General features: G+C 62.8%; 25 protein-coding genes and 1 tRNA gene. 22 read left to right on the top strand and 4 right to left on the bottom strand.

What is annotated here, in order from left to right:
• Window positions 1–118: 118 nt before the first annotated feature.
• The 8 genes from pstC (at window position 119) to GJV26_RS03630 (ending at window position 7,152) form a co-directional block, all read left to right on the top strand.
• Complete coding sequence (gene pstC / locus GJV26_RS03665; RefSeq protein ID WP_189442259.1) at window positions 119–1,120, top strand: phosphate ABC transporter permease subunit PstC; 1,002 nt, start codon at window positions 119–121, stop codon at window positions 1,118–1,120.
• Window positions 1,120–1,992, top strand: a complete 873-nt coding sequence (pstA, locus tag GJV26_RS03660) for a phosphate ABC transporter permease PstA (RefSeq protein WP_155707636.1) — start codon at window positions 1,120–1,122, stop codon at window positions 1,990–1,992. Before pstC ends, pstA begins: the two co-directional genes overlap by 1 nt.
• Before the next feature lie 41 nt (window positions 1,993–2,033).
• Entirely contained in the window at window positions 2,034–2,834 is an 801-nt protein-coding gene (gene pstB, locus GJV26_RS03655) for a phosphate ABC transporter ATP-binding protein PstB (protein ID WP_155707635.1), read from the top strand.
• A 28-nt stretch (window positions 2,835–2,862) separates the two neighbouring features.
• Complete coding sequence (phoU, locus tag GJV26_RS03650) at window positions 2,863–3,576, top strand: phosphate signaling complex protein PhoU (protein WP_155707634.1); 714 nt, start codon at window positions 2,863–2,865, stop codon at window positions 3,574–3,576.
• Window positions 3,577–3,583: 7 nt separating this feature from the next.
• Complete coding sequence (locus GJV26_RS03645) at window positions 3,584–4,276, top strand: response regulator (protein WP_155707633.1); 693 nt, start codon at window positions 3,584–3,586, stop codon at window positions 4,274–4,276.
• Window positions 4,273–5,592, top strand: coding sequence for a phosphate regulon sensor histidine kinase PhoR (gene phoR / locus GJV26_RS03640; protein ID WP_155707632.1), 1,320 nt, complete (start codon window positions 4,273–4,275; stop codon window positions 5,590–5,592). Before GJV26_RS03645 ends, phoR begins: the two co-directional genes overlap by 4 nt.
• A 67-nt stretch (window positions 5,593–5,659) precedes the next feature.
• Window positions 5,660–6,703 (top strand): patatin-like phospholipase family protein, encoded by a 1,044-nt coding sequence (locus GJV26_RS03635; RefSeq protein ID WP_155707631.1) that lies wholly within the window; start codon window positions 5,660–5,662, stop codon window positions 6,701–6,703.
• Window positions 6,704–6,744: 41 nt separating this feature from the next.
• Window positions 6,745–7,152, top strand: coding sequence for a GlcG/HbpS family heme-binding protein (locus tag GJV26_RS03630; RefSeq protein WP_155707630.1), 408 nt, complete (start codon window positions 6,745–6,747; stop codon window positions 7,150–7,152).
• A 67-nt stretch (window positions 7,153–7,219) separates the two neighbouring features.
• Here GJV26_RS03630 and GJV26_RS30065 read toward each other — a convergent pair whose 3' ends face one another.
• Entirely contained in the window at window positions 7,220–8,275 is a 1,056-nt protein-coding gene (locus tag GJV26_RS30065; RefSeq protein WP_229419159.1) for a PEP-CTERM sorting domain-containing protein, read from the bottom strand.
• Window positions 8,276–8,360: 85 nt separating this feature from the next.
• Here GJV26_RS30065 and GJV26_RS03620 point away from each other — a divergent pair, with 85 nt between their 5' ends.
• From GJV26_RS03620 to GJV26_RS03590, 7 genes are all read left to right on the top strand, one after another.
• A complete protein-coding gene (locus GJV26_RS03620) occupies window positions 8,361–9,161 on the top strand; it encodes a PEPxxWA-CTERM sorting domain-containing protein (RefSeq protein WP_229419158.1) in 801 nt (266 codons plus the stop codon).
• 116 nt (window positions 9,162–9,277) lie between these two features.
• A complete protein-coding gene (locus GJV26_RS30060; protein ID WP_189442257.1) occupies window positions 9,278–10,027 on the top strand; it encodes a PEP-CTERM sorting domain-containing protein in 750 nt (249 codons plus the stop codon).
• Window positions 10,028–10,164: 137 nt separating this feature from the next.
• Window positions 10,165–10,917 carry a PEPxxWA-CTERM sorting domain-containing protein gene (locus GJV26_RS03610; RefSeq protein WP_229419157.1) on the top strand — a complete coding sequence of 251 codons (753 nt, stop codon included), beginning with the start codon at window positions 10,165–10,167 and terminating at the stop codon, window positions 10,915–10,917.
• A gap of 280 nt (window positions 10,918–11,197) precedes the next feature.
• A complete protein-coding gene (carA, locus tag GJV26_RS03605; RefSeq protein ID WP_155707629.1) occupies window positions 11,198–12,361 on the top strand; it encodes a glutamine-hydrolyzing carbamoyl-phosphate synthase small subunit in 1,164 nt (387 codons plus the stop codon).
• Window positions 12,362–12,363: 2 nt separating this feature from the next.
• On the top strand, window positions 12,364–15,594 hold the full coding sequence (carB, locus tag GJV26_RS03600) for a carbamoyl-phosphate synthase large subunit (RefSeq protein ID WP_155707628.1): 3,231 nt from the start codon (window positions 12,364–12,366) through the stop codon (window positions 15,592–15,594).
• 127 nt (window positions 15,595–15,721) lie between these two features.
• On the top strand, window positions 15,722–16,198 hold the full coding sequence (greA, locus tag GJV26_RS03595; RefSeq protein WP_155707627.1) for a transcription elongation factor GreA: 477 nt from the start codon (window positions 15,722–15,724) through the stop codon (window positions 16,196–16,198).
• A complete protein-coding gene (locus GJV26_RS03590) occupies window positions 16,198–16,659 on the top strand; it encodes a DUF4149 domain-containing protein (protein WP_155707626.1) in 462 nt (153 codons plus the stop codon). Before greA ends, GJV26_RS03590 begins: the two co-directional genes overlap by 1 nt.
• A 94-nt stretch (window positions 16,660–16,753) precedes the next feature.
• Here the strand turns inward: GJV26_RS03590 and yhbY are convergent, their stop codons facing one another.
• The gene (gene yhbY / locus GJV26_RS03585) at window positions 16,754–17,221 is read right to left on the bottom strand and encodes a ribosome assembly RNA-binding protein YhbY (RefSeq protein WP_155707625.1); all 468 of its coding nucleotides are present in this window, start codon (window positions 17,219–17,221) and stop codon (window positions 16,754–16,756) included.
• A gap of 43 nt (window positions 17,222–17,264) precedes the next feature.
• Here yhbY and GJV26_RS03580 point away from each other — a divergent pair, with 43 nt between their 5' ends.
• The 6 genes from GJV26_RS03580 to GJV26_RS03555 all read left to right on the top strand — a co-directional run bounded on the left by GJV26_RS03580 (window position 17,265) and on the right by GJV26_RS03555 (window position 23,542).
• Complete coding sequence (locus GJV26_RS03580; RefSeq protein ID WP_155707624.1) at window positions 17,265–17,915, top strand: RlmE family RNA methyltransferase; 651 nt, start codon at window positions 17,265–17,267, stop codon at window positions 17,913–17,915.
• Between the two features lie 328 nt (window positions 17,916–18,243).
• Window positions 18,244–20,124, top strand: a complete 1,881-nt coding sequence (gene ftsH / locus GJV26_RS03575) for an ATP-dependent zinc metalloprotease FtsH (protein ID WP_189442353.1) — start codon at window positions 18,244–18,246, stop codon at window positions 20,122–20,124.
• Window positions 20,125–20,222: 98 nt separating this feature from the next.
• Window positions 20,223–21,047: a dihydropteroate synthase gene (gene folP / locus GJV26_RS03570; protein ID WP_173346132.1), complete on the top strand. Its 825-nt coding sequence runs from the start codon at window positions 20,223–20,225 to the stop codon at window positions 21,045–21,047.
• Window positions 21,048–21,067: 20 nt separating this feature from the next.
• A complete protein-coding gene (glmM, locus tag GJV26_RS03565) occupies window positions 21,068–22,426 on the top strand; it encodes a phosphoglucosamine mutase (RefSeq protein ID WP_155707622.1) in 1,359 nt (452 codons plus the stop codon).
• A 196-nt stretch (window positions 22,427–22,622) separates the two neighbouring features.
• A tRNA-Arg gene (locus GJV26_RS03560) sits at window positions 22,623–22,699 on the top strand.
• Window positions 22,700–22,894: 195 nt separating this feature from the next.
• Window positions 22,895–23,542 (top strand): zinc ribbon domain-containing protein, encoded by a 648-nt coding sequence (locus tag GJV26_RS03555; RefSeq protein ID WP_155707621.1) that lies wholly within the window; start codon window positions 22,895–22,897, stop codon window positions 23,540–23,542.
• A 4-nt stretch (window positions 23,543–23,546) separates the two neighbouring features.
• Here GJV26_RS03555 and GJV26_RS03550 read toward each other — a convergent pair whose 3' ends face one another.
• Window positions 23,547–24,179 carry a LysE/ArgO family amino acid transporter gene (locus GJV26_RS03550; RefSeq protein WP_173346131.1) on the bottom strand — a complete coding sequence of 211 codons (633 nt, stop codon included), beginning with the start codon at window positions 24,177–24,179 and terminating at the stop codon, window positions 23,547–23,549.
• A gap of 99 nt (window positions 24,180–24,278) precedes the next feature.
• Between GJV26_RS03550 and GJV26_RS03545 the strand changes: the two genes are divergently transcribed.
• The gene (locus tag GJV26_RS03545; protein WP_155707620.1) at window positions 24,279–25,166 is read left to right on the top strand and encodes a LysR family transcriptional regulator ArgP; all 888 of its coding nucleotides are present in this window, start codon (window positions 24,279–24,281) and stop codon (window positions 25,164–25,166) included.
• Window positions 25,167–25,345: 179 nt separating this feature from the next.
• Here GJV26_RS03545 and GJV26_RS03540 read toward each other — a convergent pair whose 3' ends face one another.
• Complete coding sequence (locus tag GJV26_RS03540; protein ID WP_155707619.1) at window positions 25,346–26,425, bottom strand: type II asparaginase; 1,080 nt, start codon at window positions 26,423–26,425, stop codon at window positions 25,346–25,348.
• Between the last annotated feature and the right edge of the window lie 214 nt (window positions 26,426–26,639).

The following is a 26,639-nucleotide window of genomic DNA, read 5'->3' as shown; positions in this document are numbered from 1 at the left end:
GCTCCCTCGGTTGCCCGAGGGGGCTAACCGGGGGATGCTCGGCTGAATGCCTCAGCGGGGAACTCCCGGTTAGCCTATTTTAAAAAAAACTTCCAAAACTATGTCCATGAGTGCAGAAATGACTTCCGTCCCCGAGGCGGAGACGCAGGCGGTGTCCACCGTGTCGCACGCGGCGATGCTATCCGTGATGCGCCGGCAGCGGATCCAGGACTGGATCTTCCACAAGACGACGATGGTGTTCGCCCTGTCCGTGCTGTTCGTGCTGATCGGCATCATCGCCTCGCTGGCGATCGGCGCGTGGCCGGCACTGAAGGAATTCGGCCCCGGCTTCATCACGCGCGTCGAATGGGATCCCATTAACGACCAGTATGGCGCGCTGATCGCCATCGTGGGCACGCTGTCCACCGCCGGCATCGCGCTGCTGATCGCGTTCCCGGTCAGCTTCGGCATCGCCCTGTTCCTGACCGAGATCTGCCCGCCATGGCTGAAGCGCCCGCTGGGCACGGCGATCGAGCTGCTGGCCGGCGTGCCGTCGATCATCTACGGCATGTGGGGCCTGTTCGTGTTCGTGCCGCTGTTCGGCGACTACGTGCAGCCGTTCCTGAAGGCCACGCTGGGCCAGCTGCCGCTGATCGGCGTGCTGTTCTCCGGCCCCACGATGGGCATCGGCATCCTGACCGCCGCCCTGATCCTGGCCGTGATGATCATCCCGTTCATCTCCTCGGTGATGCGCGACGTGTTCGAGATCGTGCCGGCCGTGCTGAAGGAATCGGCGTACGGCCTGGGCTGCACGCGCTGGGAAGTGGTGCGCAAGATCGTGCTGCCGTACACCAAGACCGGTGTGGTCGGCGGCGTGATGCTGGGCCTGGGCCGCGCACTGGGCGAAACGATGGCCGTCACGTTCGTGATCGGCAACGCCAACAAGCTGTCGGCCTCGCTGTTCGCCCCGGGCAACAGCATCGCATCCACGCTGGCCAACGAATTCGGCGAAGCGGCCACCACGCTGCACGTATCGTCGCTGTTCGCGCTGGCACTGATCCTGTTCGTGATCACGTTCATCGTCCTGACCGCCGCCAAGCTGATGCTGGCCGGCATGTCCCGTAAAGAAGGTGTCAAATAATGCAAGCGTCCGCCCTCAAGTCCCGCATGAATCCCGTCTATCGCCGGCGCCTGTGGACGCACCGGATCGGCATCGCCATGTCGGTCGCCGCCATGTCGATCGGCGTCATCGTGCTGCTGTGGATCCTCGCCACGCTGCTGATCAACGGCTTCGCGGCGCTGACGCCGGCGCTGTTCACCGAAACCACGCCGGCGCCCGGCAGCGACGGCGGCGGCCTGCTCAATGCGATCGTCGGCAGCCTGCTGATGGTCGGCCTGTCGACGCTGGTGTCGACGCCGATCGGCATCCTGGCCGGCATCTACCTGGCCGAATACGGCGAAGAAAACAAGGTCGCCTCGATCACCCGCTTCGTGACCGATGTCATGCTGTCCGCGCCGTCGATCGTGATCGGCCTGTTCGTCTACGCGCTGTACGTGGCCAACGTCAACCACTTCTCCGGCTATGCCGGGTCGATCGCGCTGACGCTGATCGCCGTGCCGGTGGTGGTGCGCACCACCGACAACATGCTGCGCCTGGTGCCCAACAGCCTGCTGGAAGCCGCGTTCGCGCTGGGCGCGCCGCGCTGGAAGGTGGCCATGACGGTGCGCCTGCGCGCCGTGAAGGCCGGCGTGGTGACGGGCGTGCTGCTGGCCGTGGCCCGCGTGGCCGGCGAAACGGCGCCGCTGCTGTTCACCGCGCTCTCGAACCAGTTCTTCAATGCCGACATGAACAAGCCGATGGCCAACCTGCCATACGTGATCTACCAGTTCGCGATGAGCCCGTACGACAACTGGCGCGAGCTGGCCTGGGGCGGGGCGCTGCTGGTCACGTTCAGCGTGCTGGCACTGAACATCCTGTCGCGTACCGTCTTCACGCAGAAAATCCCGAATTAATCATTCGAATTCATTCGAATTACATACCAAGAGAACCGCACATGAACGCGCAAGCGAATGTACAAATGAATGCAACGGCGAAGCAGGCATCGACGATCATCGAGATCAAGAATCTCAATTTCTACTACGGCAAGACGCGCAGCCTGCACAACGTGAACCTGGACATCCGCGAGCGCCAGGTAACGGCCTTTATCGGCCCGTCCGGCTGCGGCAAGTCCACGCTGCTGCGCACGCTGAACCGCATGTACGACCTGTACCCGGGCCAGCGCGCCGAAGGCACGATCGCCTACCGCGGCACCAACATCCTGGAAGGCGCGCAAGACGTGAACATGCTGCGCGCCAAGGTCGGCATGGTGTTCCAGAAGCCGACGCCGTTCCCGATGTCGATCTACGACAACATCGCCTTCGGCGTGCGCCTGTACGAAAACCTGTCGAAGGGCGAGATGGACGAGCGCGTGGAATGGGCGCTGAAGAAGGCCGCGCTGTGGACCGAGGTGAAGGACAAGCTGGGCAAGAGCGGCCTGTCGCTGTCCGGCGGCCAGCAGCAGCGCCTGTGCATCGCCCGCGGCGTGGCCGTGAAACCGGACGTGCTGCTGCTCGACGAGCCGACCTCGGCGCTCGATCCGATTTCCACGTCGAAGGTGGAAGAACTGATCAGCGAACTGAAGCAGGACTACACGATCGCCATCGTCACCCACAACATGCAGCAGGCCGCCCGCTGCTCCGACTATACCGCCTACATGTACCTGGGCGAGCTGGTCGAGTTCGGCGAAACGGACCAGATCTTCATGAATCCGGCCCGCAAGGAAACGCAGGATTACATCACCGGCCGCTTCGGCTGATCGACAAGTACAGACAAGGAGCAGGGCCATGATGGGTGAACATTCCTCGAAGGCATACGACCACGACCTGGAAGCGATCCGCTCGAAGGTGCTGCTGATGGGCGGCATGGTTGAAACGCAATTCCTCGATGCGATGACGTGCTTCCGCATCGGCAACGTGGAGCGCGCCGAACGCGTGATCCGCGAAGACGACGCCGTGAACCAGCTCGAAGTGCAGCTGGATGACCAGTGCAGCCACCTGATCGTGCGCCGCCAGCCGGCCGCCAACGACCTGCGCACGATCATGGCCACGATCAAGGTGATCACGGACCTGGAGCGCATCGGCGACGAAGCCACGAAGATCGCGCGCACGGCGAAAAGCCTGCACAGCCGCGGCGCCGTCACGGTCAATCACTACGAGATGGTGCGCAACATCGCCACCGCCACCAGCGACATGCTGCACGACGCGCTGGACGCGTTCGCCCGCAACGACCAGACCCAGGCCCTGGCGCTGATCGCCCAGGATGCCGTGATCGACCACGAATTCCGCACCATCATGCGCAACCTGATCACGTTCATGATGGAAGATCCGCGTACAATTTCAGCTGCGCTGGACACGATGTGGGTCGCCAAGGCGATCGAGCGCATCGGCGACCATGCCAAGAACATCGCCGAATACGTGATCTACGTGGTCGAAGGCGTGGACATCCGGCACAGCCGGGCCGCCACGCTCGTGGCGAACGAAGCAACGAAGGAAGAATGAAACAGAGATGGCAGCGGATAAAACGACAGTACTGATTGTTGAAGACGAACCGGCGATTGTCGAACTGGTCACGTTCTCGCTGCGCGAGTCGGGCTGGAACGTGAGCGCGGTGCAGAGCACGCAGGAAGCGTGGGATTTCATCCATGAGCGCAAGCCGCAGTTGATCCTGCTCGACTGGATGCTGCCGGACCAGACCGGCCTGCGCCTGCTGGCGCGCATTCGCGGCGACCGGCACTTCGCCGACATTCCCGTCATCATGCTCACGGCGAAGAGCATGGAGGAAGACAAGCTGGCCGGCCTGAACAGTGGGGCGGACGACTACATCACCAAGCCGTTCTCGCCGCGCGAACTGCTGGCCCGCTCGCGTGCGTTGCTGCGCCGCAAGAGCCCCGAACATGCCGACGCGGCGATGCGCGCCGGCCCGATCACGCTCGATCCGATCAGCTGCACCGTGTCGCTGGGGCAGGGCAAGATCGATATCGGCCATGCCGAGTACAAGCTGCTGAAGTTCTTCCTGGCGCACCCCGAGCGCGTGTTCTCGCGCAGCCAGCTGCTCGACAAGGTGTGGGGCGACCACGTGGTGATCGAGGAGCGCACGGTGGATGTGCACGTGCTGCGGCTGCGCAAGGCGCTGAAGGAGGCCGAACACCTGATCAAGACGGTGCGCAGCGTGGGCTACATGTTATCTGAAAAGACATGAATCCAAAACTGGTGTTCTGGGTGCCGGTGGCCATCCAGATGAGTGCCGGCGCGTTCGGCATCGGCCTGCTGTGGTGGTGGTTCGGCGTGCTGCCGGCACTGTGGACAGCGCTGGCCGGCCTGGCCGCGATGGTGCTGGTGCAGCTGCACTACCTGTACCAGCTGTCCGGCTGGCTGGATGCGCCGAGCAGTTCGCACCTGCCCGACGGCTGGGGCGAGTGGACGCCGGTGTTTTCCCGGCTCTACCGGCTGCGCCGCGACGACGAGAAAAACCAGGCCGAGCTGACCGAATGGCTGGCCCGCTTCCGCCAGGCGATGCACCTGCTGCCCGACGGCGTGGTGATCATGGACGACGTGCTGTTCCTGGAATGGTGCAATCCGGCCGCCGAAGAACACCTGGGCCTGCGGCACGACCGCGACAAGGGCATGCGCGTGACCAACCTGGTGCGCAGCCCCGATTTCATGGATTACCTGATCCTGGGCCGCTACGACCAGCCGCTGACGCTGTCGTTTCGCGGCCGCAAGCTGATCACCCACATCATTCCGTTCGAGAACCGCCGGCAGATCCTGGTCACGCACGACGTCACCGAATCGGAGCGCACCGACATGATGCGGCGCGATTTCGTGGCCAACGCCTCGCACGAGCTGCGCACGCCGCTGACCGTGGTGCTGGGCTTCCTGGAGATCGCCGCCGCCGAGCAGCTCGACGAGGGCACGCGCCAGGCGCACCTGAAGCTGATGATGGACCAGGCCTACCGGATGCAGCACCTGATCGAGGACATGCTCACGCTGTCGCGCCTGGAATCGATCGACCACCCGATGCGCTCCGAGCACGTGGACATCGACAAGCTGCTCACCAAGGTGCGACGCGATGCGCTGGCGCTGTCGGGCGGCAAGCACGAGATCACGCTGGAGGTGGCCGGCAGCGATGTGATGGGCAACCAGGAAGAACTGTACAGCGCGTTCGGCAACCTGGCCGCGAACGCGGTGCGCTACACGCCGGCCGGCGGCACCGTGTCGCTGAAATGGGAAGACACCGCCGCCGGCGTGCGCTTCACGGTGCGCGATACCGGCATCGGCATCAGCCCCGAGCACATCTCGCGGCTCACCGAGCGCTTCTACCGGGTCGACAAGAGCCGTTCGCGCGAAACGCAGGGCACCGGCCTGGGCCTGGCGATCGTCAAGCACGTGCTGCTGCGCCACAACGCCACGCTGTCGATCAGCTCGGAGCCGGGCAAGGGCAGCACGTTCACGGTGAACATGCCGAAGGCGCTCTCGGCCGCGCCGCGACGCACGGCCGCGCTGGCCGCGAACTGATACAATCTGCCGTTTGACCGCGCCGGTCCACCCCGGCGCGGCGCCCAACCCGAGCAGATTGACTCCGATGTTCCTGAAACGACTGGCCGCCCGTTCCGCCCACTACGCCTTGCCGTGCGCGCTGGCTGCGGTCCTGCTGGCCGGCTGCGGCGGCGCTCCCCGGAATGATTCTCCCACCGCGCCGGTCGCGCCCCCCGTGGCCGGGCTGCCCGCGCCGGGCATGCCTGCCGCATTGCCGCCCGTGATTCCCCCGGCGCTGGGCGACTCCACGCCGATCCTGCAGCCGCCCGCCGCGCCGCTGCGCAAGGTGAAGATCGGGCTGGCGCTGGGCGGCGGCGCCGCGCGCGGCTTTGCCCACATCGGCGTGATCAAGGCGCTCGAAGCGAACGGCATCATGGCCGACGTGGTCGTCGGCACCAGTGCCGGCAGCGTGGTGGGTGCGCTGTACGCCGCCGGCAACAATGCCGGCGCCTTGCAGAAGATGGCCTACGACATGGACGAGGCGGCGATCTCCGACTGGGCGCTACCGCTGTTCGGCAGCAAGTCCGGCGTGCTGAAAGGCGTGGCGCTGCAGAGTTACGTCAACAAGGCGGTCAACAACCGCCCGATCGAAAAACTGAAGCTGCCGTTCGGCGCCGTGGCCGCCGACCTGAAGACCGGCCAGCCGATCATGTTTGCGCGCGGTAACACGGGGCAGGCGGTGCGCGCCAGCTCGGCCGTGCCGGGCGTGTTCCAGCCGGTCACGATCGGCAACCGCACCTACGTGGACGGCGGCCTCGTGGCGCCGGTGCCGGTGCGCTTCACGAAGGAAATGGGCGCCGAGTTCATCATCGCCGTCAACATCAGCACGCAGACCGAGGCGCAGGCCGCCGTGTCGTCGCTGGAAGTGATCATGCAGACCTTCTCGATCATGGGCCAGCGCATCAACCAGTACGAATTGCGCGATGCCGACGTGGTGATCCAGCCGCCGCTGGGCAACATGGCCAGCAACGATTTCGCCAGCCGGGCGCGGGCCATGCAGGCCGGCGAGAAAGCCACGCTGGCACTGATGCCCCAGATCAAGCAGAAACTGAAGGCGCGCCGGGAAGCGCCGGCCGTCGCCGTGAAGTGACGGGTATTACAGATTCAGATTCATCAACCGAAGGAAGAAACATGCAAAGCAAGCCTTACCTGACACTCGCCGATGTGAAGAAAATCGCCGCCGCAGCCGAAGCGGAAGCGCTGGCCAACGATTGGGCGGTGTCGATCGCGATCGTCGACGACGGCGGCCACCTGCTGTGGCAGCAGCGCCTCGACGGCGCAGCACCGCTGACCGCGCACATCGCGCCGGCCAAGGCAAAAACGTCGGCCCTGGGCCGCCGCGAAACCAAGGTCTACGAAGACGTGATCAACAACGGCCGCTATGCGTTCCTGACGGCACCGGAAGTGGAAGGCCTGCTCGAAGGCGGCGTCAATATCGTGGTGGATGGTCACTCGATCGGCGCCGTGGGCGTGTCGGGCGTGAAATCCGACCAGGATGCGCAGATCGCCAGGGCCGGCATCGCCGCGCTGGGTCAGTAAGTTGTCAAAATAAATTGTCAAAAAAAACGGCGCGGATGTCGCGCCGTTTTTTTGGGGACAAACGGTTTTAGGCCGCCCCCGCGCGACCCTTGCTCCGTGCTATCCAGCCGAGCAGGCCAAGGCCCGCCAGCAGCATGGCATACGTGCCAGGTTCGGGTACCGCGGCAACCTGCACGGTCAGAACGACGGGACTGCTGAACCCGGCGAACGCCCTGCTTGGGAAATACGTCGTTAGATCGCTGCCCTGCTGGTAGACCTCGCCGTCCGTAGCTGCCACGTACAGGGTACTCTCGGTAACAAAGCTGAATTCTCCCTGGAGTGACAGCGGCAGGGCGGTCGTCGCGGACAGCACTTCCTGCCCGGCGAAGTCGCGACGTTCGACAAGCGCCTCGGCCGAACCGTCCCGCATTACCCAACGCAGCTCGGCCCGGTTGGTAGCGGTGCCCAGCCGGCAGGAAGCCACTGTCTGCCCGCAGCCCGGACCCAGGGGGACAACGTCCAGCACTCCCGTCAGATTCGCACTGATCGTGAAGGACGTGATCCGGTAGCCCTCCTTCACGGTGGCATCGAATATCGCATTCAGCGAGCTGCCGCCGGAATCGATATTTGCGGAATCCGCACTCCAGGCAAGGCTGTTGATCTGGATCTGCGCCGTCGTTGCGGTTTCGGACAACAGCACCAGATCGCTTGAGCTGGTCTGGAAAGTAAAGGAATGGGTGTCGATGGTTGCGGCGGTCGCGGTGGTGCCGAGCATCAGTGCGGCGCCGGCGAGCAACGTCGTTCTCGATATTTTCATGGCGATCATGGGATAGGGTTGACAGGTTGGGCCGGGAGCGGAGCGATGTCCGCCATCGGTCCAACGCAAGATATCATTTTCGATATTCGCGCATTCTCGCGGATTGTCACTTTCATCAGCTTTTTTGCGTCGTGCCCGAGAGGCGCCCGAACTCCACTGGAACGCCCCAGACTGTAATCCCCGCCGATTATTTCCATTCATGAACTGTCCCTGGGTGCGAGAATCCTTGCCCGCGCTGGCCGCGCTGGCCGCGCTGGCCGGGCTGGCTGGCACATGGAGCACGATGCGCCAGCGACAATCTAGTTGCAAAAAAAATAATTCGATCAAGTGGGTTTTGGTGAGAATCGTCGAGCTGCCCCTTGTGTAGAATGCACGCTTCACCCGATCGGGTGCCACATTTCAAGAGGCTTTCATGCGTCAAACTCTCATCGCGCTTGTGCTTGGCGTGACAACATTCACGAGTGTCGCTGTCCATGCGGAGCAGCGGATTGACGCTGCCGGATTCGTGATGAGCATTCCGGGATATACCCCGCCCTACAACAACCTCAGCCTGCTCTCCGATGTCGGTGGCACGGCCCGTATCGCCGTGAATGGATTCAATGTCGCCTCCGGCAGCAGGCTATGGGATATAACGTCTTACGACGCAGGATTTCCGGCAGAATTCATGAATTGGGAATCTCCGTCGTTCGATTTTGACGTGCGCGACGGCTACCGCATTACTTCGATGACTTTGACCGGCACCATCACCGGCGTACTCAAGGTGGGTGTGCCGCCGGCAAGGGGCACGCCTGGCGAGGCGAACAATGCATATTCCATGAACTGGGGTTTCGTCCAGGGCGGTCAATCGGTCTCGATGGAACAACATGCCGTGAAGGACCTCAACGGCGATCGGCAGCTTCAGTTGAATGCGAATCTGCCTCTCGAAGGTGCCTTCACGATGAATATCAACAGCGAAGCTTCTCTCTCCGCCTTGTCGGGTGTTTCGTATTGGTATGACGGGGATGATGCCGAAGGCTTCGTTTACTATAAATCCTATGCCTCGTTGAACTGGCACGATGCCGTGCTGACCGTGCAGGTTTCCCCGGTGCCTGAACCGTCGACATGGGGCATGCTGCTGGCCGGTGTCGGGCTGCTCGGCATCGCGGCACGCCGCCGTTTCCTGTCCACCGGATCGCAGGTCGCCGCGCCGGTTGGGGCCTGCCGAACGTTGTAAAAATATACAGGCTGTTTGTTACTTTTCGTGAGTTTCGACAGCGCTTCCTGCTGTTATCTTTTCGCGCGGCAGCAGGGTGTTGCCACACCGCGTTTTGCAAACAACAGGGAGAAACCATGAAAAGAACGATTGTCAGCCTGGTGCTCGGCCTGGCGTTGTCGGCCGGCACAGCGCATGGCGCCGGCAGCGTGACCGCCACGAATCTCGGCATCGCCACGCTCGACACCATGCTTCCGCTCGACATGAAAGTGATATCGGATACGGGCAATACGCTCAGCGTGTCGATGGATGGATTCCTGACGCCGGAAAAAGTCAGCGTCAAGGCCGGCTACGAGGGGATCGCCGAGAATCACCTGTACAACTTCTCGGCGCTGCAGTTCGACGTGCGCGCGGGTTATCGCATCACTTCGCTGACGTTCAGCGGCATCGCAGCGGGCACGCTCGATGTGACGGCACCGCCGCCAGGCACGAATCCGGATCCGTATCCGTTTGCGGGCAATTACTTCGATATCAGCTGGGGGATCCAGGGCGGCTCCGGATACCATCGGGCCGCCGGAGACGACTTTGCCGGCACCCAGGCATTTTCCGTCACGACCGGCCAGTCGATCGAAGGCCGGTCGGTGCTTGAATTCACGAACACGGTGAGCGCCACGGCGCTGGGCTACCAGGCACTGGTCTGCACGGATCACTGCTGGGATCAACTGTATGACGCCAGTGCCTCGCTCCAGGTCAGCAACCTGGTGATGACCGTGCAGATCGCGGCGGTGCCGGAGCCGGAAACCTATGGCATGCTGCTGGGAGGCCTTGCCGTGGTCGTAGCCGCCATGCGCACGGGGCTCTCGGCCCGCCGGGACAGGGGCGTATAGTGCGCGGGCCGTTTTGAAGAATCACTGGCAGGGTGACAGTCTGTGAGATTGTGTGCGATGGTTGCACGATAGTATTGGGGGCAGGGCCGAAGTTTCGGACCTGCTCCATCATCCTTAATAACCAACAGGGGAACACAATGAAGGCAACGCTGGCCACGCTGTTACTCGGCAGTACATTTTCCATGGCGATGGCGCCGTTCGCCCATGGCGCGACCTCCATCAACGATGCGGGGTTTTCGCTCAGCCTGTCGAGTTCGGAAAATCCCGATTTCGACATGGAGCTGATCAGTACAAATGGGGGTAATCAGTACACTATCGGCCTGCATGGTGCCGAAACGGCTGCCCTCGCGGTTGAATCCGACGGCGCCGGAGGAACCGACGCCCGCTGGAGCTATAACCGGAGTCGCTTCAACTTAGAGGTTACCCCCGGCTATTTCATTCATAACCTGTCCCTCGAGGTTTCCTACACGGGAAAAATCGCAGCCGAGCTGCCCACGCCCTGCACCTCCTCGTGCGAGGCGACCGATTACGCATACAGTCAGGCAAACGTCGGATGGGCGATGACACGAGGATCGACAACAACAGCGTTGCCAGGAGGCAGCGTCTTCTATGTCGACGGTACGGTGACAACCCGTTACGTTGCTCCCCAGTCTTATGTAACGGATTTCGACATCGCTCTCATGATGGATGCGGCTGTGAACGCCAGGAGGACGCTCCTCGATGTCAATGACTGGGGCACCCCTCATTACGGCACCAGCACGGCAGAGCTGCAAATGCGCGATGTCCGCCTGATCATGACCGTGTCGCAAGTGCCCGAGCCGGCCACGTATGCGATGCTGCTGGCCGGTCTCGCCCTGGTCGGCGCGGGAGTGCGCCGGCGCCGCGGCTGAGCGGGCGGGTGCGCAAGCGGGCACTGAGTGGGCGCAGAGTAGGCACCAACCGGTGCGCTGTTCCGCAACGCGTGAAGGCAGAATAGGTGGCCACAGGCCCGGGCGGCATTGCCGAACGGGCGCCTTTAAGCTATAATTCGAAGGTTTAGCCAATACTTATCTACCGTAGCGCCTACCACATCATCCCTCATCAATTGATCCGCAGCCAGGCTCCGCCCGGCTTATTTTTTATGCGGATCGCTGACGTGGCGCGGCTACGGTAACTTTACAGGAGTTGCCCTTGCCGCCGTTTTTCTCAGGCCCCGCCGTTCCAGCCATCCTGGCTCTTGCCGACGGTACCGTCTTCAAAGGTTATTCGATCGGCGCCGCCGGTCACACCACTGGTGAAGTCGTCTTCAACACGTCCATCACCGGCTATCAGGAAATCCTGACCGACCCCAGCTATTCGCGCCAGATCGTCACGCTGACGTACCCGCATATCGGCAACTACGGCATCAATGTCGAAGACGTCGAGGCAGCCAAGGTCCACGCTGCCGGCCTGATCATCCGCGACCTGCCGCTGCTGGCCTCGAATTTCCGTTCCACGCAGTCGCTGGCCGACTACCTGAAGGCCGAGAACGTGGTGGCCATCGCCGGCATCGACACCCGCAAGCTGACGCGCCTCTTGCGCGAAAAAGGCGCGCAGGGCGGTGCGATCCTGACCGGCACGCAGGGCAACGAACCATCGGTGGCGCAAGCCGTCGAGCTGGCCCGCTCGTTCCCGGGCCTGGCCGGCATGGACCTGGCCAAGGTGGTGACCACCCAGGCCGCCTATGAATTCAGCGAGACCGAGTGGCAGCTGGGCGAAGGCTACGGCAAGGTCGAGAACCCGCGCTTCCACGTGGTGGCGTTCGACTACGGCGTGAAGCGCAACATCCTGCGCATGCTGGCGTCGCGCGGCTGCAAGGTCACGGTGCTGCCGGCCCAGTCGACAGCCGCCGACGCGCTGGCCCTGAACCCGGACGGCATCTTCCTGGCCAACGGCCCGGGCGACCCGGAACCGTGCGACTACGCCATCAAGGCCACGCGCGAACTGATGGAGAAGAAGATCCCCACGTTCGGCATCTGCCTGGGTCACCAGATCATGGCGCTGGCCTCCGGCGCGAAGACCCTGAAGATGAAGTTCGGCCACCACGGCGCCAACCACCCGGTGCAGGACCTGGATTCGAAGCAGGTGCTGATCACGTCGCAGAACCACGGTTTCGCCGTGGACGCCGCGACCTTGCCCGATAATTGCCGCGTCACCCACGTGTCGCTGTTCGACGGTTCGCTGCAGGGCTTCGCCCGCACCGACACCCCCGCGTTCTGCTTCCAGGGCCACCCCGAAGCATCGCCAGGCCCCACCGACGTATCGTATCTGTTTGACCGCTTCATCTCGATGATGGAAGCAGCGGAGAAGAAATAAAAATGCCAAAACGTTCAGACATCAAAAGCATCCTGATTATCGGCTCCGGCCCGATCGTGATCGGCCAGGCCTGCGAATTCGACTATTCCGGCGCGCAAGCGTGCAAGGCGCTGCGCGAAGAGGGCTACAAGGTCATCCTCGTCAACAGCAACCCGGCCACGATCATGACCGACCCCGAAATGGCGGACGTCACGTACATCGAGCCGATCACCTGGCAGGTCGTCGAGCGCATCCTGGCGAAGGAGCGCCCGGACGCCATCCTGCCGACGATGGGCGGCCAGACGGCGCTGAACTGCGCGCTGGACCTGCACAACAACGGCATCCTGGCCAAGTACAACGTCGAGCTGATCGGCGCCACGCCGGAAGCGATCGACAAGGCCGAGGACCGTTCCAAGTTCAAGGATGCGATGACGAAGATCGGCCTCGGTTCGGCACGCTCCGGCGTGGCGCATTCGATGGACGAGGCCTGGACCGTGCAGCGTGAAGTGGGCTTCCCGACCATCATCCGGCCATCGTTCACGATGGGCGGCAGCGGCGGCGGCATCGCCTACAACGAGGAAGAGTTCGAGCAGATCTGCAAGCGCGGCCTGGAAGCCTCGCCGACCAGCGAGCTGCTGATCGAGGAATCGCTGCTGGGCTGGAAAGAGTACGAGATGGAAGTGGTGCGCGACAAGGCGGACAACTGCATCATCATCTGCTCGATCGAGAACCTGGACCCGATGGGCGTGCACACCGGCGACTCGATCACCGTGGCACCGGCGCAGACCCTGACGGACAAGGAATACCAGATCATGCGCAACGCCAGCCTGGCGGTGCTGCGCGAGATCGGCGTGGATACGGGCGGCTCGAACGTGCAGTTCTCAATCAACCCGAAAGACGGTCGCATGATCGTCATCGAGATGAATCCGCGCGTTTCCCGTTCTTCCGCGCTGGCCTCGAAGGCCACCGGCTTCCCGATCGCGAAAGTGGCGGCCAAGCTGGCTGTCGGTTTTACCCTGGATGAGCTGCGCAACGAGATCACGGGCGGCGCCACGCCGGCGTCGTTCGAGCCGTCGATCGACTACGTCGTGACGAAGATCCCCCGTTTCGCGTTCGAGAAATTCCCGACCGCCGACGACCACCTGACCACGCAGATGAAATCGGTGGGTGAAGTGATGGCGATGGGCCGCACGTTCCAGGAATCGTTCCAGAAGGCGCTGCGCGGCCTGGAAGTGGGCGTCGATGGCCTGAACCAGATGACGACCGACCGCGAGAAGATCGAAGAGGAACTGGGCGAGCCGGGTCCGGAGCGCATCTGGTACGTGGGCGATGCGTTCGCGCAGGGCTTCACGCTGGAAGAAGTGCACAACCTGACCAAGATCGATCCGTGGTTCCTCGTGCAGATCAAGGAGATCGTCGACATCGAACTCTGGCTGGACAAGGAAAAGCTGGAGAACCTGGACCGGAACACGCTGTTCCGCCTGAAGCAGAAGGGCTTCTCGGACCGCCGCCTGGCCTACCTGCTGCAGACCACCGATACGATCGTGCGCGCGAAGCGCCACGAACTGGGCATCCGCCCTGTGTACAAGCGCGTGGACACCTGCGCCGCCGAATTCGCCACCAACACCGCGTACATGTATTCCACGTACGACGAGGAGTGCGAATCGAACCCGACGGACAAGAAGAAGATCATGGTGCTGGGCGGCGGCCCGAACCGGATCGGCCAGGGCATCGAGTTCGACTATTGCTGCGTGCATGCCGCGCTGGCGATGCGCGAGGACGGCTACGAGACCATCATGGTCAACTGCAATCCCGAAACCGTGTCGACCGACTACGACACGTCGGACCGCCTGTACTTCGAATCGCTGACGCTGGAAGACGTGCTGGAAATCGTCGCCCTGGAAAAGCCGGTCGGCGTGATCGTGCAATATGGCGGCCAGACCCCGCTGAAGCTGGCGCTGGACCTGGAAAAGAACGGCGTGCCGATCGTCGGCACTTCGCCGGACATGATCGACGCGGCGGAAGACCGCGAGCGTTTCCAGAAACTGCTGCAGGACCTGGAACTGCGCCAGCCGCCGAACCGCACCGCGCGCACCGAGGAAGAAGCATTGCGCCTAGCGCAGGAGATCGGCTATCCGCTGGTGGTGCGTCCTTCGTACGTGCTGGGCGGCCGGGCGATGGAAATCGTGCACGAGCAGCGCGACCTGGAGCGCTACATGCGCGAAGCCGTGAAGGTGTCGCATGATTCGCCGGTGCTGCTGGACCGCTTCCTGAACGATGCGATCGAGTGCGACGTGGACTGCATTTCCGATGGCGAGACCACGTTCATCGGCGGCGTGATGGAACACATCGAGCAGGCCGGCGTGCACTCGGGCGACTCGGCCTGTTCCCTGCCGCCGTATTCGCTGGCGCAGGAAACGATCGACGAGCTGAAGCGCCAGACCGCGCTGATGGCCAAGGGCCTGAATGTCGTCGGCCTGATGAACGTGCAGTTCGCGATCCAGAAGCAGGAAATCGACGGTGTCGAGCAGGACGTGGTGTTCGTGCTGGAAGTGAACCCGCGCGCCTCGCGCACGGTGCCGTTCGTGTCGAAAGCCACCGGCCTGCAGCTGGCGAAGATCGCCGCGCGCTGCATGGTGGGCCAGACGCTGGCGTCGCAGGGCATCACCAAGGAAGTCGTGCCGCCGTATTACAGCGTGAAGGAAGCCGTGTTCCCGTTCGCGAAGTTCCCCGGTGTCGATACGATCCTGGGCCCGGAAATGAAGTCGACCGGCGAAGTAATGGGCGTGGGCCAGACGTTCGCGGAAGCATTCGTGAAATCCCAGCTGGGTGCCGGCATCAAGCTGCCGAAGTCGGGCAAGGTGTTCCTGTCGGTGAAGGCTTCCGACAAGCCGCGCGCCGTGAAAGTGGCGCGCGACCTGGTCGAGGCGGGCTTCACGCTGGTGGCCACCAAGGGCACGGCGGCCGTGATCGCGGCGGCGGGCATCCCTGTCACGCAGGGCAACAAGGTCGTCGAAGGCCGTCCGCACGTGGTCGACATGATCAAGAACCACGAGATCGCGCTGGTCATCAACACGGTCGAGGAAAAGCGCAGCGCCATCGTCGATTCGCGTGCGATCCGCACGTCGGCCCTGCAGTCGCGCGTGACCACGTACACCACGATCGCGGGCGCCGAGGCCGCGGTGGCCGGCATCCGTCACCTGGACGAGTTGCAGGTGTACGATTTACAAGGCCTGCATAAAACCTTAAACTAAGTGCTCACCGCGGGTCTCTGAAGACCCGTGGCATGGTACTGCATGGTATTGTATGGACCAAACGACAGAGCCCGCGCCGAAGCATGGCGCGGGCTCTGTGCTTTTTCAATCATCCAAGAGACGACACATGAATTCTGTTCCACTCACCAAGTACGGCGCCGAGCTCCTGAAGGAAGAACTGCACCAGTTGAAGACCAAGGAACGCCGTATCGTCATCGACGCGATCGCCGAGGCGCGTTCGCATGGCGACCTGTCCGAGAACGCCGAATACGATGCCGCGAAAGAGCGCCAGGCCTTCGTCGAAGGCCGTATCGCCGAGCTGGAAGGCAAGCTGTCGAGCGCCCAGGTCATCGACCCGTCCACGCTGGATGCCGAAGGCCGTGTGGTGTTCGGCGCCACCGTCGACCTGGAAGACCTGGAATCGGGCCAGAAGGTCAGCTACCAGATCGTCGGCACCGACGAAGCCGACATCAAGGTCAACAAGGTTTCCGTCACCTCGCCGATCGCCCGGGCGCTGATCGGCAAGTCGGCCGGCGACGTGGTCGAAGTGCAGGCCCCGAGCGGCCCGCGCGAATACGAAATCCTCGAAGTGAACTACGTCTGATGCCGGCGAAGGCCCGGCTGCTGGAGAGGGCGCGCCTGCTCGTGACGGTATTGTGGGCCGGCAGCCTGTGGACTGTCGGCTACCTTGTCGCCCCCACGCTGTTCGCGACGCTGTCCGACCGCGCACTGGCCGGCACGATCGCCGGGGCGATGTTCCATGCCGAGGCCATGCTGTCGCTCGGTTGCGCACTGGCGCTGCTGGTGCTGCTGAAGTTCGCCACGCCCGACTGGACACCGCAGCGCCGCCGCACGATGCTGGCGCTGGTGGCCGCGATGGCGCTGTGCACCGTCGTCAGCCACTACGGGCTGCAGCCGATGATGGCCGAGCTGCGCGCCGCGGCCGGGCCGGGCGGCGTCATGGAATCGGCCGCCAGGTCGCGCTTCGGCATGCTGCACGGCGTGTCCAGCGTGATCTACCTGGTGCAGAGCTTCCTGGCGGGCTGGCTGGTGCTGAAGCAATAGACGAAGCAAAAACGAAGCAAAAAAACAAAGCAAAACAAAGCAATAAAAAAACCCGGCATCCCGGGTTTTCGCAAGTCCGACAACCGCGTGACGCTCAGCTCAGGATCGCCTTCTTGGTGCTGGATTGACGCTTCTTGGCACGCTTGATGGTGCCGCCTTCGGTAACCCGTTCGTTGCCTTTCAGCATGACCTTGCTGACGGAGGGCTTCTTGGTGCCGCTGGCGCTGGGCTTGACGATGGTGACCATGCGCATGCCTTTGCCGGTCTTGCCGGTACGGGTTTTTTCGGCTTCCTTCTTCGGCCGGTACAGTACCAGCAGCTTGCCGATGTGCTGAACGGGGGCCGCGTCGAGTTGCGCGCAGATGGTTTCGTACATTTCGATGCGGGCCTCGCGGTCGTCGCCGAACACGCGGACCTTGATCAGGCCGTGGGAATCCAGTCCCAGTTCGATTTCCTTCATCACGGCTTCGGTCAGGCCGGCCTCGCCAACGAGGACGATGGGCTTGAGCGGATGGGCTTCGGCGCGCAGGGCGCGGCGCTCATCGGGGGTCAGATTCAACATAATGATTTTTTGGTGGTTCTCTTAAAAGCAGTATTCTACGCGAATGGCAAAGAACAAATTAAACAAAAACTGGTTGCACGACCATATAAACGACCCCTACGTGAAGGCTGCTCAGAAGGATGGCTACCGCGCGCGCGCGGCGTACAAGCTCAAGGAGATCGACGAGGACGAGAAGCTGATCCGCTCGGGCCAGGTGATCGTCGACCTGGGCTGCACGCCCGGCAGCTGGGGGCAATACGTGCGGCGCAAGCTGGCCGGCAAGGATGGCGGCGGGATCAACGGCACGATCATCGGGCTCGATATCCTGCCGATGGAGCCGATCGCCGACATGCATTTCATCCAGGGCGATTTTCGCGAACAGGAGAGTGTCGACCAGCTGGCCGAACTGCTGCAGGGGCGCAAGGTCGACCTGGTGCTGTCCGACATGGCGCCGAACCTGTCCGGCATTGCCAGCGCGGATGCGGCAAGGATGGAAGACCTGATCGACCTGGCCATCGAATTTTCCCAGCTCCATTTGAAGCCGGGCGGTTCGCTGCTGGTCAAGTGTTTCAAGGACATGGGTTTTTCGCAAATCGTCGAGAAATTCCGGCATGAATTCAAGACCGTGGCCCAGAAAAAACCCAAGGCAAGCCGCGATAAATCGTCGGAGATCTTCCTGCTGGGGCGTGGCCTGAAAAATCCCGCCGAACGCTGAAGCGGCGCCGGCCGCGGCGCAGCCTGGCCGGCGCCGCTGTTTGATGCATATCCGTACCGGCGCGATGAAATTGCAACGCCCAGTCGTTGCAAAGCGGTTAAAAAACAGGTGAAAATCGCAAACCGGCCTTGTATTTCACGACCGAAGCCGCACATCGACCGCATGTGGCGCATTTTGCGCCGCCATGTGCGCCGATTCTGGCTGGCCGGGCACGTGCGCGGCCGCATTCGCGCACCTTTAGGCCGCTTTGTAGCACGCTTCGGCCTAATGCGGGTAAAATCGAATTTCTGCTACAGGTAACAGGTGCGCGAGCATCCAAGGAGTTTTCGTGAATAACATGTTTTCCAAATCCGCCATCTGGGTTGTCGTAGCCCTGCTGTTGTTCATGCTGTTCAAGCAGTTCGACAACCACAGCGTCTCCGGCGGCAGCAAGACCATCGCGTACTCCGACCTGCTGGACGAGATCAAGGCGAAGCGCGTCAAGGACCTCGTCATCGAGGGCAACACCATCACCGCGACGAAAACGGACGATACACGTGTCCGCACCACGTCCACGTACCTGGACCGCGGCCTGATCGGCGACCTGCGCGACAACGGCGTGCGCTTCGACGTGCGTCCGCCGGAAGAACCGTCGTTCCTGCAGCAGGTATTCGTGTCGTGGTTCCCGATGCTGCTGCTGATCGGTGTGTGGATTTTCTTCATGCGGCAAATGCAGGGCGGCGGCAAGGGCGGGGCGTTCTCGTTCGGCAAGTCGAAGGCCCGCATGCTGGATGAAACCAACAATACCGTCACGTTCTCCGACGTGGCCGGCTGCGACGAAGCCAAGGAAGAAGTCACCGAAATCGTCGACTTCCTGCGCGATCCGACCAAGTTCCAGAAACTGGGCGGCCGCATTCCCCGCGGCGTGCTGATGGTGGGCCCGCCGGGCACCGGTAAAACACTGCTGGCCCGTGCCATCGCCGGCGAAGCGAAAGTGCCGTTCTTCTCGATTTCCGGTTCGGACTTCGTTGAAATGTTCGTCGGCGTGGGTGCCTCCCGCGTGCGCGACATGTTCGAAAATGCCAAGAAACACTCGCCGTGCATCATCTTCATCGACGAGATCGACGCCGTCGGCCGTCACCGTGGCGCCGGCATGGGCGGCGGTAACGACGAACGCGAACAGACGCTGAACCAGCTGCTGGTGGAAATGGACGGCTTCGAGGCGTCCTCGGGCGTCATCGTGATCGCGGCAACCAACCGTGCCGACGTGCTCGACAAGGCGCTGCTGCGCCCGGGCCGTTTCGACCGCCAGGTTTCCGTGGGCCTGCCGGATATCCGCGGCCGCGAGCAGATCCTGAACGTGCACATGCGCAAGGTGCCGATCAGCACCGACGTGAAGGCTGATATTCTGGCGCGCGGCACCCCGGGCTTCTCCGGCGCCGACCTGGCCAACCTGGTCAACGAAGCGGCACTGTTCGCCGCCCGCCGCGGCAAGCGCCTGGTGGACATGGCCGACTTCGAGGATGCGAAAGACAAGATCTTCATGGGCCCGGAACGCAAGTCGATGGTGATCCGCGAAGAGGAACGCCGCAATACGGCGTACCACGAGTCCGGCCACGCCGTCGTCGCCAAGCTGCTGCCGAAGGCCGACCCGGTGCACAAGGTCACGATCATGCCGCGCGGCTGGGCCCTGGGCCTGACGTGGCAGCTGCCCGAGCACGACCGCATCTCCGGCTACAAGGACAAGATGCTGGAAGAAATCTCGATCCTGTTCGGCGGCCGTATCGCCGAGGAACTGTTCGTGGGCCAGATGTCCACCGGCGCTTCCAACGACTTCCAGCGCGCCACCAAGCTGGCCCGGTCGATGGTCACGAAATTCGGCATGTCCGACTCGCTGGGCGTGATGGTGTACGAGGATGAGGCGAACGAAGGCTTCATGGGCGGCACCAACAAGACCATCTCGGAAGCCACGCAGCAGAAGGTCGATGCCGAGATCCGCAGCATCCTCGACACGCAGTACGCCCTGGCGCGCAAGCTGCTGGACGAGAACCGCGACAAGGTCGAAATGATGACCAAGGCACTGCTGGACTGGGAAACGATCGACGCCGACCAGATCAACGACATCATGGCTGGCCAGGAACCGCGTCCGCCGAAAGCCGGCGTCACGATCCGCAAGCAGCCGAGCGGCGACGGCCCGACGGCCTCGCCAAGCGCGACCGCGCCGGCCTGATGCCGCAGGTGAAGTAACCCGCCAGGGCTGCCGTTGCTGTCAGCAAAAGGGTGAGGAGCGATCCTCGCCCTTTTCATTTTTCAAGTTCCTTCCATCCTATGAGTCAAATCCCCTTTGGGCGTTATCAACTGCCGGCCAGCCGTGCCCTGGCGATGGGCATCTTGAACGTCACGCCCGATTCCTTTTCCGACGGCGGCAAGTTTGCCGCGCTCGACTTCGCGCTGTCCCATGCCGAGCAGATGATCCGTGACGGCGCCGACATCCTCGACGTGGGCGGTGAATCCACGCGCCCCGGGGCGCCCGTGGTGCCGGCGGAGGAAGAATTGCGCCGCGTGCTGCCGGTGCTGTACGCGTTGCGCGACTGCGGTACCCCGGTCTCGCTCGATACCTATAAACCGGTGCTGATGAAAGAGGCCGTGCTGGCCGGCGTGGACATGATCAACGACATCAACGCATTCCGCGCGCCGGGCGCGATCGAGGCCGTGCGCGACAGCGATTGTGCGTTGTGCATCATGCATATGCTTGACAAACCTATAACAATGCAGGATAAACCAGTCTACGACGATGTCGTGCTGGAAGTCATTGCCTTCCTGCGCGAACGGATCGATGCGTTGACGGCGGCCGGCATTGACCGGGATCGGTTATGGATCGATCCCGGGTTTGGTTTTGGCAAGACCGTCGAGCATAATTATGCTTTGCTGAAAGCCGGCAGGCGATTGGTTGCCGAGCTCGGCGTTCCGCTGCTGGCGGGACTGTCGCGCAAGTCGATGATCGGCGCGGTGACCGGCAAACCCGTCGAGGGACGGCTGGCAGGCAGCATTGGCGGCGCGCTGGCAGCCGTGGCCCATGGTGCCCGCATCGTACGCGTGCACGACGTCGCCGAGACGGTCGACGCCCTGAAGGTATGGCACGCGGCTCAATGAACCTAACTGAAGAGAACAATATGGCACGACGATATTTTGGAACCGATGGCATCCGTGGCCTGGTGGGCGAATCTCCGATCACTCCTGATTTCGTGATGCGCCTGGGCTATGCCGCCGGCAAAGTGCTGGTGCGCACGACAACGGCCGGCGCAGCCCGGCCAACCGTCCTGATCGGCAAGGACACCCGCATTTCCGGCTACATGCTCGAGGCGGCGCTGGAAGCCGGCTTCGCGGCGGCTGGCGTGGATGTGATGCTGGCGGGCCCGATGCCCACGCCCGCCATCGCGTACCTCACGCGCGCGCTGCGGCTGCAGGCAGGCGTGGTGATCTCGGCTTCGCACAATCCGTTCCAGGATAACGGCATCAAGTTCTTTTCGGAGCAGGGCACGAAGCTGCCCGATTCCGTGGAGCTCGCCATCGAGGCGCAGATCGACCAGCCGATGGCTTGCGTATCGTCCGAAAAGCTGGGCCGCGCGAAGCGCCTGGAGGATGCGCAGGGCCGCTACATCGAGTTCTGCAAGAGCACGTTCCCGAACGAGCTCGATCTGCGTGGCCTGAAGATCGTGGTGGACAGCGCCCATGGCGCCGCCTACAACATCGCGCCGCACGTGTTCCATGAACTGGGCGCCGAAGTGGTTTCGATCGGCAACAAGCCGGATGGTTTCAACATCAACGAAGGCCATGGCGCCACCGCGCCGAAGGCGATGGCCGCCGCCGTGCTGGCACACGACGCCGACCTGGGCATCGCCCTCGATGGCGATGCCGACCGCCTGATCATGTGCGATGCGAACGGCCGCCTCTACAACGGCGACGAACTGCTGTACGTGATGGTCATGGACCGCCTGGCAACCGGCGAAGTGAAAGGCGCCGTCGGCACGCTGATGACGAACATGGCCCTCGAAGTCGCGTTCAAGGAAAAAGGCATCGGCTTCGCGCGCGCCAAGGTCGGCGACCGTTACGTGCTCGAAGTGATGAAGGAAAATGGCTGGATCCTGGGCGGCGAGGGCAGCGGCCACCTGCTGGCACTGGACAAGCACACCACCGGCGACGGCATCGTCTCGGCACTGCAGGTGCTGTCGGCGTTGAAGCGCAGTGGCCAGACGCTGGCGCAGAGCGCCGGCCAGCTGGAGCTGTTCCCGCAGACGCTGATCAATGTGCGCGTGCCGGCCGGCTTCGACTGGCAAAAGAACCCCGCGATGGTGGCCGAGAAGGAAGCCGTCGAACGCGAGCTGGGCGACAGCGGCCGCGTGCTGATCCGTGCATCGGGCACCGAGCCCCTGATCCGCGTGATGGTCGAGGCCCGCGATGCGAACCAGGCACAAAAGTGCGCCCGCCGCATTGCCGACCTGGTCGAGGTGCCGCAGGCCAACGCGGCCTGACGGGTACCGCCGCGCAGCGGGCCATGCGTGCCCGCGCGCGAGCACCTGCAATCCTTTCCCGGGTAGCCCGATGCGCCCGCTGCGGTCGGCGACAAGCCTTTTGAAAGGGTGCGTTGACGCTGGGGGGGCCAGCGGTTATCATTTTGCTCCGACAGCGGGCACCGGCCCGCTTTTCTTTGTACGGAACCTTTTCATTCTGCCCATAGCTCAGCTGGATAGAGCAACGGCCTTCTAAGCCGTAGGTCGCTGGTTCGAACCCAGCTGGGCAGGCCAGTCTCGCCGGCCGGTCACCGTGCACCGGTTCTCCATTGCTCCCGTCCCCGACGCACCGGCATGACCTGCCTTTCAGCGTGTTCGCCGGCAGGCTTGCCGACCTGGCGCGCCGGCTTCCTGTCGCCTCCCGGCCACAATTTTCACCCGCAAATAGTTGTCGTCGTTATAATTGCACGCTTCTGATTTGGAGGTGTCATGCCGGAGATTCGCTTTTCCAGCAATTACCAGGACTTGAGCCAGTCGACCGGCGTGGATGCCGGTTTCCAGTTCGAATTCTATTGCGAGCGCTGCAGCGACCGCTGGCGCACGCACTACAAACCCTATCGCAGCGGCCAGGCCTCGGGCTGGATCCAGAAGGGCGCCAGCATTTTCGGCGGCTTGCTGGGCAACGCCAGCACGGTGGTCAGCGGCATGGCCCAGGCCGGCTGGCACAGCGCGCGTGACGAAGCCTTCACCGAAGCGATCGCCGACGCCAAGGCGCACTTCAATCGCTGCGGTAACTGCCACGATTACGTGTGCGCGCCATGCTTCGACATGGCAAACGGGCTGTGCTTCAATTGTGCGCCGAATGTGCAGGTGGCGATCACCAAGGCCCGGGCGCAGGGCGAGGTCCGCAGCGCCGCGGACCGGGCCGGAACCGAAGGGGAAAGCCGGGGCACGCGCCACGACGTGCGGCAGGACATGCAGCTGGTCTGCCCGCAATGCCGGGCCGAAACGCATGGTGCCAAGTTCTGCCCGGAGTGCGGCTACAAGATGGCGCAGCAGGTGCCTTGCACCGCGTGCTCGACGATGCTGCAACCCGGTACCAAGTTCTGTGTCGAGTGCGGCCACCGGCAAGCCTGAGCATCTACAGTGCCGCCACGCCATCGACGATGAGCCCGGCGGCCAGCGCCAGCATCACGGCGCCCGTCAGCGCTTCGATGCACTTCCATGCGGCCGGGCGCGCCAGCACGCCGGCAAAGCGGGCCGCGCCGAAGCCCAGCATGCTGAACCACAGCACCGACGCGGTCATCGCACCGGCCGAAAATGCCGTGCGCTCCGCCGCCGGGTAGCGCCCGCCGATCGAACCCAGCAGCACCACGGTATCCAGGTAGACGTGCGGATTCAGCAACGACATCGCCAGCACGCTGGCCAGTGCCGCCATGGCGCCTGGCACCGCCTGCGCCGTTGCGTCACCGCCGATGTCTAGCCGGCTTGCCGTCATCGCACCCCGCCAGCTGCGCAAGCCATACCACAGCAGGAATGCCGCACCGCCCCAGCGCGCCAGTGCCATCAGCACCGTGGACCCTTCGATCAGCGCCCCGGCGCCGGCGACGCCCGCGGCGATCAATGCCATGTCGATCACGATACAGGCCGCCACCGTCAAGGCCACGTGGCTGCGGCGCACGCCCATGCGCAGTACATGCGCATTCTGGGCACCGATCGCCATGATCAGGCTGGCACCAAGCCCCAGCCCACTGATAAATACCTGAACCGTCATCGCCGTCTCCTTTTGAAGACGTGATTGTTACTGGAAGCACCCCGGAAATAAAGCCAAGTTAATATAATTCATGTTTCATTAAATTTGCTAAAGGAAGGCATGGATACTCGGCATTGCCAGGCATTTCTTGCAGCCGCCGAGACCGGCAGCTTCGAACTGGCGGCGGCGCAATTGAACGTGACGCCGTCGGCCATCTCACAGCGCATCGCGGCACTGGAAACGGAACTCGGATCGCCGTTGCTGATCCGCAGCCGGCCTTGCCGTACCAACGCGGCGGGCCAGCGCCTGCTCGTGCATCTGCGCCGCAGCCGTTTGCTCGAAGAGGAGTTTCTTGGCCAATTGCGAGACGAGGGCGGGGCGTCCCTGGTGATTCCTATCGCGGTCAATAACGATACGCTGGCCACATGGTTATTACCCGGCATTGCCAATTTTTTGCTCGAAGAAAATATCATGCTCGATATCGTGCTCGACGAACAGAATTACACCTATGCATTATTGGAGAAAGGCCTGGCCGTAGCCGGTGTATCCAGCGAATCGAAAGCCATGCGCGGTTGCAGTGTGCAACCGCTCGGCTCGATGCGATACCGGATGGTTGCTGCACCGCAGTTTTCGGCGCGCTGGTTTGCCGGCGGATTCGATCGCGAAGCTGCCCGGCATGCGCCGGTCGTCGTATTTTCCCGCAAGGATGCCTTGCAGGCCGATTTTCTACGGATGGAATTGGGTTTGATGCCTGGCGGTTATCCCGTGCATTATGTGCCGGCGAGCGATCCGTTCATGCAGGCCATCAGGATCGGTCTCGGCTATGGAATGCTGCCGACCCAGCAATGCCGTCATTTCGTGGAGAACGGCGAATTGATCGATCTGGCTCCAGGGAAACATATCGATGTACCGCTGTACTGGCACACCTGGCAGGTGCAATCGCCTGCGCTGGAACGCCTGGGCCGCGCAGTCGTCGCCACAGCCCGCGAATCCCTGGATCAAACCTGAAAGTGGCTCGATGATGCCAGTTTCTGGCATGAAAAGGGGGGCTACACGGCCGAGTGACGGCCGAAAACGCGGTAGTACCCGTTTTCGGCGCCATGATGTTCCACCGGGCGATTGCCCGACGTCGGGCATCCGGCACGCCCGGATATTATCCGCCCGTGCCGTTCCGGCCGGACCGGGCTTCAATACGTATAAAACATCCGCTGGATTTCAGCGGTATTGGTGGTTTTCGTCAGTGCCAGCATGAGCAGGATGCGTGCCTTTTGCGGGCTTAGCGTATCAGCCGCGACAAAATCGAGTTCATCGTCGTTTGCTTCGCCATTGCGGGCCAGGATTCCCTGGCCGACACGGCTGGCACGCACGATGATCGCGCCTTTCTTGCGCGCCGCAATCAATGCCGGTTTTACGCGGGCAGCCAGGCTGCCATCGCCAACGCCCGCATGGATAATGCCTTTGGCGCCGGCGGCAACGAATGCATCGAGTGCCACGGTATTCATGTTGGCATAGCCGTAGACGATATCGACCTGGGGCAAGGTATTGAGATTGGCAATATCGAACTCGGTGTCGAATGTGTGCTTGCGGGTGGAGGCACGATAAAAGAATGCCTTGCCGCCCTGGATATAACCGATGAGACCGAGTTCCGGCGTCTTGAAACTGTCGGGTGTCGACGTATTGGTCTTGGTAACATCGCGCGCCGAATGAATCTGGTCGTTCAACGACACCAGCACGCCTTTGCCGGCCGCATCGGCATTGCCCGCGACCAGGACGGCGTTATACAGGTTCAGCGGTCCGTCGGCCGATAACGCGGTTGACGGGCGCATCGCGCCGACCAGCACGACCGGCTTGCGGCTTTTCACGACCAGGTCGAGAAAATAGGCGGTTTCTTCCAGCGTGTCGGTACCATGCGTGATGACGATGCCGTCCACGTCCGGTTGGGCGAGCAGCGCATTGACGCGCTTGCCCAGTGTGAGCCAATGTTCGTTGGTCATGCTTTCGCTGGCGATCTGGAATACCTGCTCGCCCTTGACGTTGGCGACCTTGGCCAGTTCCGGTACCGCGGCGATCAGTTGCTGCACGCCGACCGTGGCGGCGGTATAGCCGACAGTCGTGGTGCTGCTGGCACCGGTGCCGGCAATCGTGCCGCCGGTTGCCAGGATCCTCACGTTCGGCCGTGTCTGCGCATGCGCGCTGGTAACGACGAACAGCAGCGTGGCCAGCGCGGCGAAGAATTGCCGGTATGGTGCGGTCTTTGGTCTCGACATGCGGGTTCCTTTCAGGACTTGTTAAATTAGCCGCATCTTACATTATGAGAAAAGCATATGAGAATAATGCATGATAAAAAATGCATTATAAAAAGGCATGATGGAAAAATATGAGGCGCATCCATCCGGAACAGCAAGGAAGTGAACCATGCCCCAGCGCGCCGAAGGCACGCCCGGCAAGGCGTGGCGGGAGGGCGGCGCAAAAAAACCCGCC

Origin of the sequence: Pseudoduganella dura, from assembly GCF_009727155.1 — a bacterium.
In the GTDB taxonomy this organism is placed as follows: Bacteria; Pseudomonadota; Gammaproteobacteria; order Burkholderiales; family Burkholderiaceae_D; genus Rugamonas; species Rugamonas dura.
This window is presented reverse-complemented; position numbering and strand designations above follow the sequence as displayed.

Bases quoted from the DNA above. Each gene is read 5' to 3' on its own strand.
- pstC (WP_189442259.1), top strand. From the start codon at position 119: ATGACTTCCGTCCCCGAGGCGGAGACGCAGGCGGTGTCCACCGTGTCG.
- pstA (WP_155707636.1), top strand. From the start codon at position 1,120: ATGCAAGCGTCCGCCCTCAAGTCCCGCATGAATCCCGTCTATCGCCGG.
- pstB (WP_155707635.1), top strand. From the start codon at position 2,034: ATGAACGCGCAAGCGAATGTACAAATGAATGCAACGGCGAAGCAGGCA.
- phoU (WP_155707634.1), top strand. From the start codon at position 2,863: ATGATGGGTGAACATTCCTCGAAGGCATACGACCACGACCTGGAAGCG.
- GJV26_RS03645 (WP_155707633.1), top strand. From the start codon at position 3,584: ATGGCAGCGGATAAAACGACAGTACTGATTGTTGAAGACGAACCGGCG.
- phoR (WP_155707632.1), top strand. From the start codon at position 4,273: ATGAATCCAAAACTGGTGTTCTGGGTGCCGGTGGCCATCCAGATGAGT.
- GJV26_RS03635 (WP_155707631.1), top strand. From the start codon at position 5,660: ATGTTCCTGAAACGACTGGCCGCCCGTTCCGCCCACTACGCCTTGCCG.
- GJV26_RS03630 (WP_155707630.1), top strand. From the start codon at position 6,745: ATGCAAAGCAAGCCTTACCTGACACTCGCCGATGTGAAGAAAATCGCC.
- GJV26_RS03620 (WP_229419158.1), top strand. From the start codon at position 8,361: ATGCGTCAAACTCTCATCGCGCTTGTGCTTGGCGTGACAACATTCACG.
- GJV26_RS30060 (WP_189442257.1), top strand. From the start codon at position 9,278: ATGAAAAGAACGATTGTCAGCCTGGTGCTCGGCCTGGCGTTGTCGGCC.
- GJV26_RS03610 (WP_229419157.1), top strand. From the start codon at position 10,165: ATGAAGGCAACGCTGGCCACGCTGTTACTCGGCAGTACATTTTCCATG.
- carB (WP_155707628.1), top strand. From the start codon at position 12,364: ATGCCAAAACGTTCAGACATCAAAAGCATCCTGATTATCGGCTCCGGC.
- greA (WP_155707627.1), top strand. From the start codon at position 15,722: ATGAATTCTGTTCCACTCACCAAGTACGGCGCCGAGCTCCTGAAGGAA.
- GJV26_RS03590 (WP_155707626.1), top strand. From the start codon at position 16,198: ATGCCGGCGAAGGCCCGGCTGCTGGAGAGGGCGCGCCTGCTCGTGACG.
- yhbY (WP_155707625.1), bottom strand. From the start codon at position 17,221: ATGTTGAATCTGACCCCCGATGAGCGCCGCGCCCTGCGCGCCGAAGCC.
- GJV26_RS03580 (WP_155707624.1), top strand. From the start codon at position 17,265: ATGGCAAAGAACAAATTAAACAAAAACTGGTTGCACGACCATATAAAC.
- folP (WP_173346132.1), top strand. From the start codon at position 20,223: ATGAGTCAAATCCCCTTTGGGCGTTATCAACTGCCGGCCAGCCGTGCC.
- glmM (WP_155707622.1), top strand. From the start codon at position 21,068: ATGGCACGACGATATTTTGGAACCGATGGCATCCGTGGCCTGGTGGGC.
- GJV26_RS03555 (WP_155707621.1), top strand. From the start codon at position 22,895: ATGCCGGAGATTCGCTTTTCCAGCAATTACCAGGACTTGAGCCAGTCG.
- GJV26_RS03550 (WP_173346131.1), bottom strand. From the start codon at position 24,179: ATGACGGTTCAGGTATTTATCAGTGGGCTGGGGCTTGGTGCCAGCCTG.
- GJV26_RS03545 (WP_155707620.1), top strand. From the start codon at position 24,279: ATGGATACTCGGCATTGCCAGGCATTTCTTGCAGCCGCCGAGACCGGC.
- GJV26_RS03540 (WP_155707619.1), bottom strand. From the start codon at position 26,425: ATGTCGAGACCAAAGACCGCACCATACCGGCAATTCTTCGCCGCGCTG.